Consider the following 222-nt stretch of genomic DNA (forward strand, 5'->3'; position numbering starts at 1 on the left):
GACTGGGGTGAAGTCGTAACAAGGTAGCCCTAGGGGAACCTGGGGCTGGATCACCTCCTTACCTATACGACTAACTCAATACCTAAAGTGCAGAGATGCATGTGAGTGTTCACACAGATTACTTGTTAACTTCTTCGGAAGTAGAGTGAAACACACCGCTTGCCGGTTAAGTGTTGTTCTTTAACAATTTGGAAAGCTGATAGTACTAACTAAAGGCGCATA

General features: G+C 44.6%; 1 rRNA gene. It reads left to right on the forward strand.

Features of this window, described 5'->3' with window-relative positions:
* Positions 1–61: ribosomal RNA gene (locus tag H5181_RS20545) — 16S ribosomal RNA — on the forward strand; the annotation flags it as partial.
* Positions 62–222 lie beyond the last annotated feature (161 nt).

Source organism: Shewanella sp. SG44-2 (genome assembly GCF_014164215.1).
Classification (GTDB): Bacteria; Pseudomonadota; Gammaproteobacteria; order Enterobacterales; family Shewanellaceae; genus Shewanella; species Shewanella frigidimarina.